Raw genomic sequence first — 9124 nt, 5'->3', positions numbered from 1 at the left:
TCGTAGAACACCACAAGCGTTTTCGAGGTCATGGTGGTGTCACCCTGCACCACCTTTACATTGCCGGAAAATGTCGCTTCCTTTTTCTTGTCGCGCATTTCGAGCGAAGCCGCTTCGATTTGGATCGGCTGGTCGCGGTTCTGCGAAAAGCCCTGCATGGCATTGGGCACGCCCGACATCGCGCCTTGCGCGAGCGCGCCGCTGCAAGCCGTCAGCGCGAGGGCGAACACCGCCGGCCCAAAACTGCGCGCGGAAAGCATCGTCATCATGATCACTTCGTGTTGGCGGATTTGCCGGAGACGGATCGCGTCTTCGGCTGCGCCGCGGATTCGGGTGCGGCAGGCGCGTCGGCTGGCGTGGGACTGTCCATGATCAAGTTCATCACGACATTGCCTTCGAAACGCACCACCTCGCCGCTGTTGAGAATCCTGAGCCTGTCGGCGCTCAGCGTTCCGTTCAGCAATTTGACGTCGACGTGTTCATCCGAGGTCACCGTGCCCTTGTTGATATCGACATAGGCCTGCGAGAGTTTCGCCTCATAGCCCGTGGAGGATTGCAGGAAGATATCCTTACGCAGGTCGAGCAATTGCTGCTTGCTGTCGAACAGGCCGGTGCGGGCATCCATCGTCACCGTGGAGCGGTCTTCCATCAGCACCCTGGCCCGTATCGCCTTGAGCTCGACATGATCGGGATCGGTCAGGTCCTGGGTCGCGGCCTTGGCCCAGAGTTCGTAAGGCCGCTGGTCGGTCGAATAGCCGGCGAGATGCGGCGATTCCATGGTGATCCTGGTGCCGGACACCACGAGGTTTCCGATGTCGACCGGCAGTTTGGGCAGCAGCATCCGGAACGGGTTGAAGATCGACGCCGCGACGATGCCGGCCATCGCCAGGATCACCGCGGCTGGAACGGCCAGGCGTAGCGCCCGCACCATCCGGCTGTGGCGCGCGGCTGCGGCAAAGCGCGCCTCGAGGTCGGTCGGGTAGGCTGGGTCTTGGACCGAATTCACCGCTGCTCCAGGGACGAGGATTGCGCGCCATTCTACCCGGTACCGCCGGATTATGCAGCCGGAACCTCGCGTTACCCGTGTGACCGAAACGGGGCCGGAACAGCGCCAAAAGCGCTCGAAATCGGCGCGCCCTCACGAATGGGCAAAGATGTCCTCAGCCTCCCATCCATCGAGGTCGAGCCTGGCCCGGACCGGCAGGAATTCGAAACAGGCCTTGGCCAGTTCGGTGCGGCCCTCGCGCGCCAGCATGGCATCGAGGCGCTCGCGCAACCCGTGCAGATGCAGCACGTCGGAAGCCGCATAGGCCAGTTGCGCCTCGCTCAGGGTCAGCGCACCCCAGTCGCTCGACTGCTGCTGTTTCGACAGGTCGAGGTTGAGCACCTCGCGCACCAGATCCTTGAGGCCATGCCGATCGGTATAAGTGCGGGCCAGCCGCGAGGCGACCTTGGTGCAATAGACCGGCTGCGGCATGACGCCGAAGGCATTGGTGAGCGCGGCGAGGTCGAACCGCGCAAAGTGGAAGATTTTGGTGATGTTCGGATTGGCGAGCAGCGCCTTCAGGTTCGGCGCGTCGGCATGTCCCTTCGGCACTTGAACGACGTCAGCGCTGCCGTCGCCATTCGACATCTGCACCAGGCAGAGCCGGTCGCGATGCGGGTGCAACCCCATGGTCTCGGTATCGATCGCCACGGAATCCCTGTAGCGGGACAGATCGGGCAGATCGCCGCGATGCAGGCGGATGGTCATGATATACGGACCTCGTCGAATCGATGTGGACCAAGCTACCGTTGAAATCGCCAACAAACGAGGGGCGCGGCGAGCCAGATGGCGTACTTTCTGGCGTCTTTTCCAGAATCATCCGGATTGCGTCAATATGCGGCGGCCGTCACCACAACCAAGGATGTCCTTATGAAAGCCGAACAGCAGCGACTGCCCCGCTTTGCCGTGCTGATCGACGCTGACAATACCTCGCCACAGATCGCCGACGGACTGTTCGAGGAGGTAGCGAAGTTCGGCGAAGCCAGCGTGCGCCGCATCTACGGGGATTTTTCCAGCCCGCAACTTCGATCATGGATCGAAATCCTGCAAAAGCACGCCATCGATCCGTACCAGCAGTTCGCCTACACCAAAGGCAAGAATGCGTCGGATATCGGGCTCGTCATCGACGCAATGGACCTGCTGCATAGCGGACGGTTCGACGGCTTTTGCCTCGTGTCTTCCGACAGCGACTTTACGCGCCTTGCCTCACGCCTGCGTGAACAGGGCGCTGACGTATACGGTTTCGGAACCCAGAAGACGCCGGAGAGTTTCAGGCAGGCATGCCGCCGGTTCATCTACACCGAGAACCTGTTGCCGGAAGCCGTCGCCGCCGGCGCGGATGCGGCATCCAAATCGAACTCGTTACGACCTCCAAGCGATGCGATACCGATTCTGCAAAAAGCCGTTTCACAGATCGAGAGCGAGGATGGCTGGGTGATGCTCGGCCCGGTCGGCAAGCAAATCCTGAATCTGTTTTCGGATTTCGACGTGCGCTCGTACGGACTGAGCAAGCTCAGCGATCTTGTGCGAAAAACAGGCGCCTTCGACATTGAAAAGCTCGACGGCGGAAATATGCGGATGAGGGCCAAGCCCGGCGGCAGCGCCAAGGGAAAAAAATAGTGGAGGTTCGCCGCGTCCGCGTAGCGCCTCTTCGGCGGTGCACCGCAGGGCCTGGACAAAAAATCGCGAAAACAACCCCATGCAAAGTAGAGTGAGCCCGGCTCCCAGCAATCGCGCTGCGCTGCCCCCGGGGGCACGAGAAGAAAAATAGTCCGTCGTCACGGCCCCAACCCGCTCGGGTTGACCGATCCCAAGCATTTCTGCCGGATTGATGGGCATGGGCAAAAATGGTGCCCAGGAAAGGACTCGAACCTTCACGGCCGTGAAGCCACTGGCACCTGAAGCCAGCGCGTCTACCAATTCCGCCACCTGGGCCCGGGCCGGTTACTAAGGATCGGTCGCGCGCTTGTCAAATTGGCGAACGGCGGTCCGAATGGTCTGTACAGACCTGGCATGATGGCGTATCGCGAATCCGCCAGATACGGCGCCTTATCGCCCTGATTTGACCGGCAGGAACTGACCCCATGGCATCGAACTCGGAAACGCTGGTCACGGTCTTTGGCGGATCGGGTTTTATCGGGCGAAACGTGGTCCGGGCGCTCTGCAAGCGTGATTACCGCGTCCGCGTCGCGGTGCGCCGGCCGGAGCTCGCAGGCCACCTGCAGCCGCTCGGCAAGGTCGGCCAGATCCATGCCGTGCAGGCCAATCTGCGCTATCCGGCTTCGGTCGAGGCCGCGATGCGCGATTGCCATGTCGCCATCAATCTGGTCGGCATCCTGGCGGAAAGCGGCGCGCAGACCTTTGACGCGGTGCAGGGCAAGGGTGCCGGAACCGTCGCCAAGGCCGCCAGCGCCGTCGGCGCACGGATGGTGCATGTGTCCGCGATCGGCGCCGACGAGAACTCGCTGTCGGGTTACGGCCGTGCCAAGGCCGCCGGCGAAAGGGCGGTGCTGGCGGCGGTGCCGACGGCAACGATCCTGCGGCCATCGGTGGTGTTCGGTCCCGAGGACCAGTTCACCAACCGCTTCGCGGCGCTGGCGCAGATGTCGCCGGTACTGCCGCTGATCGGCGGCGGGTCGACGAAGCTGCAGCCGGTCTATGTCGGCGATGTCGCAAGCGCGGTCGCCGATGCCGTCGATGGCAAGACCAGGGCCGGCGCGACCTACGAACTCGGCGGGCCGGAAGTGCTGACCCTGCGCGAGATCATCGAGATCATCCTCGTCATCACCGGGCGCGAGCGCATGCTGGTGACGTTGCCGTTCGGCCTGGCAAAATTCCAGGCGCTGTTCCTGCAGTTCGCACCGGGGGCGTTCAAGCTGACGCCGGATCAGGTGGCGCTGCTGCGCTCGGACAATGTCGTCTCCGACGCCGCAAAGGCGGCCGGGCTCACCCTGGAAGGTCTCGGGATCACGCCGGATTCGATGCAGGCGATCGCCCCGCAATATCTCTGGCGCTTCCGCGCCAGCGGGCAGTTCCGGAAGAAGGGCGTCTAGGCTCGGTCGTCGCGGCGTTCGCCGCGACGCGGCGAACAGTGTTACTTCCCCATCGCCAGCGCGATCAGGCCGAGCGTGCCGACGATCACGCGCCACCACGCGAACAGCGTAAAACCGCGGCGGGTGACGTAGGTCAGGAACGTCTTCACCACGATGATCGCGGTGATGAAGGAAACCACGAAGCCGATCGCGACGATGCCGAGGTGGTCGGTCGTCATCTCGGCGCGGTTCTTGTAGAAATCGTAGGCGAAGGCGCCGACCATGGTCGGGATCGCCAGGAAGAACGAGAATTCCGCCGCCGCGCGCTTGTCGGCGCCGAGCAGCATCGCCGCCACGATGCTGGCGCCCGAGCGCGACACGCCGGGGATCATCGCCAGACACTGCGCAAAGCCGATCCACAGATACATCATGAGCGGAAATCGCGTCGCGTCGTGTTCGTGCGGCTTGAGATCGAGCTGATCGACCCACAGCAGGACCGCGCCGCCGGCGATCAGCGAAAAGCACACCACAAAGGGATCGAAAAGGAGCTCTTTGATGTATTTCCCGAAAATCAAGCCAACGATGACCGCAGGCAGGAACGCTACCAGCACGCCGATGACGAAGCGCCGGTCGTCGGGATTGGAGAACATGCCGAGCGCGATCTGCCACAATTTGGCGAAATAGATCACGACGATTGCGAGGATCGCGCCCAGCTGAATCAGCACGATGAAACTGTCCCAGAAGCCGCCTTCGCCGAGACCGAAGAAGCGCTTTACCAGCAACAAATGGCCGGTCGAGGAAACCGGCAGGAATTCCGTGACCCCCTCGACGATGCCGAGAATCACCGCCCGCAATGCATCCGACATCTTGATGTGGTCCATTTTTGCTGCAAAAGCCGGGCCCTTCTCGCTTATTCGCGCATTTGCCGCAATCGCAAAAACCGCCAAAACACCGGTTGCCTGATGCGTGTCAATGGCTAGTGTCCCGAATTCGCCGAAGGTCTCGCCGGTTGATGGTTTGTTAAGCGCCGCGAAACTACCAAGGACTTCATGTACACGCTGTTTCATCATCCGTTCTGCCCGCATTCGCGCTTCATTCGCCTCGTGCTCGGTGAATACGGCATCGATTTCCGGCTGGTGGACGAACGGGTCTGGGAACGGCGCGAGGCGTTTCTCGCACTCAATCCCGCGGCCACCACGCCGGTACTGATCGCCGAACGCCAGCCTGCGATTCCCGGCGCCGGAATTATCGCCGAGTATCTCGACGAAGCTCACGGCATGGAAGTGGACGAGCGGCGGCTGCTGCCGCGCTCGATCGGCGAGCGCATCGAGGTCCGCCGGCTGATGGCGTGGTTCAACGACAAGTTCTTCGAGGAAGCCTCCAATCCGCTGGTCACCGAGCGCATCTACAAGCGCTTCATGAGCGAACAGGAGGGCGGCGGCTCGCCGGCAACCGACGTGATCCGCGCCGCGAAGGCCAATGTGCGCTATCATCTGGCCTATATCGGCTGGCTGGCCCGGACGCGGAATTATCTCGCCGGTGACCGGCTGACCTATGCGGACCTCGCCGCCGCGGCGCACCTTTCGGCGATCGACTATCTGGGCGACGTGCCATGGAACGAGGACGACGCGGCAAAGGCGTGGTACGCGCGGGTCAAATCCCGCCCGTCATTCCGTCCGCTGCTGAGCGAGTGGCTGGCAGGCGTTCCGGCATCGCGGACCTATGTGGATCTCGACTTCTGAACGCAGCCGACCAGCCTGATCCGCATGATGTGAAGGTGGAGCTTGCGCGGCAGGCCCGTGCGCTCGGGTTCGACTGTATCGGCGTGACCGAACCGGATGCGATCGCGGAAGCCGGAACGCACTTTCGCGAATTCCTCGAAGCCGGCGCCCATGGCGACATGGATTGGCTCGCAACGAGCCCCGAGCGCCGCACCGATCCGCGCGTGCTGTGGCCGGGCGTGCGCTCGGTGATCATGCTCGGCGTCAATTACGGGCCGGACGAAGATCCGCTGGAGATTCTCAGGCGGCACGACCGCGGCGCGATCTCGGCCTATGCCCGGGGCGACGACTATCACGACGTCATCAAGAAGCGCCTGAAGGCGCTGGCGCGATGGCTGGCGGCAGCGACGGGCGAGGAGGTCAAGGTCTTCGTCGATACCGCCGCGGTGATGGAAAAACCGCTCGCGGAAGCCGCCGGGCTGGGCTGGCAGGGCAAGCATACCAATCTGGTTTCGCGCGAATTCGGCTCCTGGCTGTTTCTCGGCGCAATCTTCACGGCTTACGCGCTGCCGCGCGACAAGCCGGTCGGCGATCATTGCGGCTCATGCCGGGCCTGCCAGGATATCTGCCCGACCGCGGCATTTCCCGCGCCCTACAAGCTCGATGCGCGGCGCTGCATTTCCTATCTGACGATCGAGAACAAGGGTCCGATCCCCCGCGAATTCCGCAAAGCGATCGGCAACCGCATCTATGGCTGCGACGATTGTCTCGCAGTGTGCCCCTGGAACAAGTTCGCGCAAGAAGGCCGCGAGGCGAAGCTCGCAGCCCGCGCGGAATTGCGCGCGCCGGAGCTGGCGAAATTGGTGCAGCTTGACGATGCGGCCTTTCGCGCACTGTTTGCGAAATCGCCGGTCAAGCGCATCGGCCGCGACCGCTTCATTCGTAATGTGCTGATTGCGATCGGCAACTCGGGCGATGCCGCGCTGGCCGATCAAGCCGAACGGCTGCTCGGCGACGAAAGCCCCCTGATCCGCGGCGCCGCGGTGTGGGCGCTGTCGCAGCTGGTTGACCGAGAGACGTTTGACGCGCTGGCGGCGAGAGCGGTCGGTTTGGAGGTGGATGATCGTGTGCGCCAGGAATGGCAGGCGGCGTCCAAATTTTTGCTCGGCCCTACTGGTGTCAGCCGCCCTTGATTTCGTCGCGCGGATTCAGTCATGGTCGCGCGCCATGACAAATCAGCCTTTCTTCACCAGGGACCGCGACGCCTTTATCCCTACCACCGCCGCCAACGGGCCGTGGGACCCCAACTCGATGCATGGCCGCGTCGTCATCGGCCTGCTGGCCTTCGTCATCGAAGCGCGTCACGGCGCGGACGATTTCGTGCCGGCACGGCTGACGGTCGACATGTTTCGTCTCCCGAACATCCAGACGCCGGTCGAGGTCACCACGAAACTCGTCCGCGACGGCTTGCGCATCAAGGTGATCGAGGCCGAATTCGTCTCCGGCGGCGCCAGCATGGCGCGCGCGTCGTGCCAGTTGTTGCGCAAGACGGAAAACGCGCCCGGCAATGTGTGGTCGCCGCCGAACTGGGACGCGCCGGCACCTGACGCCATCGCGGCGCCGACCGATCCGCGGCTCGGCATGAACGGCAAGTGGACCACGCGTCCGATCACGGGCGGCATGGGCTCGCTCGGGGAGCGCCGGCTGTGGATGAGCGAGGTGCGCGAGCTGGTCGAGGGCGTGCCGATGACGCCGTTCGTCCATGTCGCCACCGGAGCCGATTTCGCCAGCCCGTTCGCCAATGCCGGCGATCAGGGGCTCGGCTATATCAACAGCGACGTCACGATCTATCTGCATCGCCTGCCGGTAACGCGGTGGATCGGCTTCGAGGTGGTGAACCATCACGCCACCGACGGCGTCGCGATCGGCGAGTGCTGGCTCTATGACGAAAAGGGGCCGATCGGCACCTCGACGGTCGCAGCCCTGGCGCAGCGCAGGCCGATGGCAAAACCGCCGCCGTGAGTAGACTCCGAGCGTCATTGCGAGGAGCGTCAGCGACGAAGCAATCCAGTCTTGGTCTTGCGGCCTAATGGATTGCTTCGCTTCGCTCGCAATGACGGAAAACGAATCACCCCGCCAGATGCCGCCGCATCTCCGGCCGCGCCTTCAGCGCAGCGCCCTGTTTTGCAGCGATTTTCGCTATCCGCTCCGGCGCGAAATTCAGATCGACAAAAGCCGGTGCGGTGTTGGCAACCTCGTGATATTCCGCGATCTTGCCCTCGCGCAGCGTCATGATCGCGACGCCCTCGAACATCGCGCGCGCCCCCTTGGCCTCCGGCAGTGTCGAGCGATAGCTGAAGGTGTAGCGCGCGTAGAGGGTATCGCCATCGCTGACCGGCGCGTGCATGTCCCAGCGGAAATCGGTTGCCGTGCGATAGAACCAGTCATCGATCATGTCAGCGATTTTCGCGCGGCCCGCGAACGCGCCGTAGAAGACGTCATGATAGACGCCGTCCTGCGTGAACAATTCCGAAAATGCCTTGCCATTGCGTTGCTCGACGGCGTCGCAGAACGCGCGCAGCATGGCTGACATGTTCATGGCGTTTTCTCCCTGAGATGCCAACCTACCCGATCTCCGCCACGGCGGCGATGATGCGCGCAATGTCCTGCGGTCGCGACAGCCGGTGATCGCCGTCCTGAATCACGGTCAGCACCACGTCCTCCGCCGGCAACCGGTGCGCCAGTGCAAACGCGTGCTGCCAAGGCACGTCCGGATCCTGCGCGCCCTGCAGGATGCGAACCGGGCAGCCGACGTTGATGGCGCTGCCGAGCAGCAAGTGATTGCGGCCTTCCTCGATCAGCGCCCGCGTGATCGGATAGGGGGCGCCATCGCCATAGGGCGATGGCCGCAACCAGACGCCCCTGGTCTCGATCTCCTGGCGAATCGCCGGAGAAAAGCCCTTCCACATCAGCTCTTCGGTAAAATCCGGCGCCGGCGCGATCAGCACCAGACCGGCGAGCGAAGCGGCGCTGGATTGGTGTTTGGCGATTTCGCGGGCCAGCAGCAGCGCCATCCAGCCGCCCATCGACGAGCCGATCACGACCTGCGGCCCCCTGCAGAACCGCGCGAATACCGCGAGGCTCTCCTCGAGCCAGCGTCCAATGGTACCGTCGATGACGGCACCGCCGGACTCGCCATGGCCGGAATAATCGAACCGGACGCAGGCCCGGCCCTGTTCGGCGGCCCAGGCGTCGAGCGCCAGCGCCTTGGTGCCCTTCATGTCGGAATTGAACCCGCCGAGCCAGAACAGCCCGGGCGCGCGGCC

Annotated in this window: 11 protein-coding genes and 1 tRNA gene; 5 read left to right on the top strand and 7 right to left on the bottom strand. The window is 63.5% G+C overall.

The genetic code is table 11. The annotated features are described in order from the left end of the window. The 3 genes from WCE35_RS26265 to WCE35_RS26255 all read right to left on the bottom strand — a co-directional run. Positions 1–260: LptA/OstA family protein (locus tag WCE35_RS26265; protein ID WP_424596225.1), on the bottom strand; the 260-nt coding region annotated here is incomplete at its 3' end. Between the two features lie 11 nt (positions 261–271). Continuing rightward, a complete protein-coding gene (gene lptC, locus WCE35_RS26260) occupies positions 272–1006 on the bottom strand; it encodes an LPS export ABC transporter periplasmic protein LptC (protein WP_424596222.1) in 735 nt (244 codons plus the stop codon). A 132-nt stretch (positions 1007–1138) separates the two neighbouring features. Further along, positions 1139–1753, bottom strand: a complete 615-nt coding sequence (locus WCE35_RS26255) for a ribonuclease D (protein WP_424596221.1) — start codon at positions 1751–1753, stop codon at positions 1139–1141. Between the two features lie 162 nt (positions 1754–1915). Here WCE35_RS26255 and WCE35_RS26250 point away from each other — a divergent pair, with 162 nt between their 5' ends. Beyond that, positions 1916–2665, top strand: coding sequence for an NYN domain-containing protein (locus tag WCE35_RS26250; RefSeq protein ID WP_424596224.1), 750 nt, complete (start codon positions 1916–1918; stop codon positions 2663–2665). Positions 2666–2893: 228 nt separating this feature from the next. On the opposite strand, the gene WCE35_RS26245 is transcribed toward WCE35_RS26250, so the two are convergent. Then, positions 2894–2980 (bottom strand) — tRNA-Leu (locus WCE35_RS26245). Positions 2981–3129: 149 nt separating this feature from the next. Between WCE35_RS26245 and WCE35_RS26240 the strand changes: the two genes are divergently transcribed. After that, positions 3130–4098 carry a complex I NDUFA9 subunit family protein gene (locus WCE35_RS26240; RefSeq protein WP_424596220.1) on the top strand — a complete coding sequence of 323 codons (969 nt, stop codon included), beginning with the start codon at positions 3130–3132 and terminating at the stop codon, positions 4096–4098. 41 nt (positions 4099–4139) lie between these two features. Here the strand turns inward: WCE35_RS26240 and WCE35_RS26235 are convergent, their stop codons facing one another. After that, positions 4140–4943, bottom strand: coding sequence for an undecaprenyl-diphosphate phosphatase (locus tag WCE35_RS26235; RefSeq protein ID WP_424596223.1), 804 nt, complete (start codon positions 4941–4943; stop codon positions 4140–4142). Between the two features lie 183 nt (positions 4944–5126). Here WCE35_RS26235 and WCE35_RS26230 point away from each other — a divergent pair, with 183 nt between their 5' ends. The 3 genes from WCE35_RS26230 to WCE35_RS26220 are packed head-to-tail and all read left to right on the top strand — an operon-like array spanning position 5127 to position 7820. Further along, on the top strand, positions 5127–5819 hold the full coding sequence (locus tag WCE35_RS26230; RefSeq protein ID WP_424596219.1) for a glutathione S-transferase family protein: 693 nt from the start codon (positions 5127–5129) through the stop codon (positions 5817–5819). Further along, the gene (gene queG, locus WCE35_RS26225; protein WP_424596218.1) at positions 5768–6991 is read left to right on the top strand and encodes a tRNA epoxyqueuosine(34) reductase QueG; all 1224 of its coding nucleotides are present in this window, start codon (positions 5768–5770) and stop codon (positions 6989–6991) included. The genes WCE35_RS26230 and queG overlap by 52 nt, the downstream gene beginning before the upstream one ends. Positions 6992–7025: 34 nt before the next feature. Continuing rightward, on the top strand, positions 7026–7820 hold the full coding sequence (locus WCE35_RS26220) for an acyl-CoA thioesterase domain-containing protein (protein ID WP_424596217.1): 795 nt from the start codon (positions 7026–7028) through the stop codon (positions 7818–7820). Positions 7821–7926: 106 nt separating this feature from the next. On the opposite strand, the gene WCE35_RS26215 is transcribed toward WCE35_RS26220, so the two are convergent. Further along, the gene (locus WCE35_RS26215; RefSeq protein ID WP_424596216.1) at positions 7927–8397 is read right to left on the bottom strand and encodes a nuclear transport factor 2 family protein; all 471 of its coding nucleotides are present in this window, start codon (positions 8395–8397) and stop codon (positions 7927–7929) included. 25 nt (positions 8398–8422) lie between these two features. After that, positions 8423–9124: alpha/beta hydrolase (locus WCE35_RS26210; RefSeq protein WP_424596215.1), on the bottom strand; the 702-nt coding region annotated here is incomplete at its 5' end.

Origin of the sequence: Bradyrhizobium sp., from assembly GCF_049691595.1 — a bacterium.
Taxonomy (GTDB): domain Bacteria; phylum Pseudomonadota; class Alphaproteobacteria; order Rhizobiales; family Xanthobacteraceae; genus Bradyrhizobium.
This window is presented reverse-complemented; position numbering and strand designations above follow the sequence as displayed.

Coding starts and splice junctions, on each gene's coding strand:
- WCE35_RS26250 (WP_424596224.1), top strand. CDS start 1,916: ATGAAAGCCGAACAGCAGCGACTGCCCCGCTTTGCCGTGCTGATCGAC.
- WCE35_RS26230 (WP_424596219.1), top strand. CDS start 5,127: ATGTACACGCTGTTTCATCATCCGTTCTGCCCGCATTCGCGCTTCATT.
- WCE35_RS26240 (WP_424596220.1), top strand. CDS start 3,130: ATGGCATCGAACTCGGAAACGCTGGTCACGGTCTTTGGCGGATCGGGT.
- WCE35_RS26235 (WP_424596223.1), bottom strand. CDS start 4,943: ATGTCGGATGCATTGCGGGCGGTGATTCTCGGCATCGTCGAGGGGGTC.
- WCE35_RS26220 (WP_424596217.1), top strand. CDS start 7,026: ATGACAAATCAGCCTTTCTTCACCAGGGACCGCGACGCCTTTATCCCT.
- WCE35_RS26255 (WP_424596221.1), bottom strand. CDS start 1,753: ATGACCATCCGCCTGCATCGCGGCGATCTGCCCGATCTGTCCCGCTAC.
- WCE35_RS26215 (WP_424596216.1), bottom strand. CDS start 8,397: ATGAACATGTCAGCCATGCTGCGCGCGTTCTGCGACGCCGTCGAGCAA.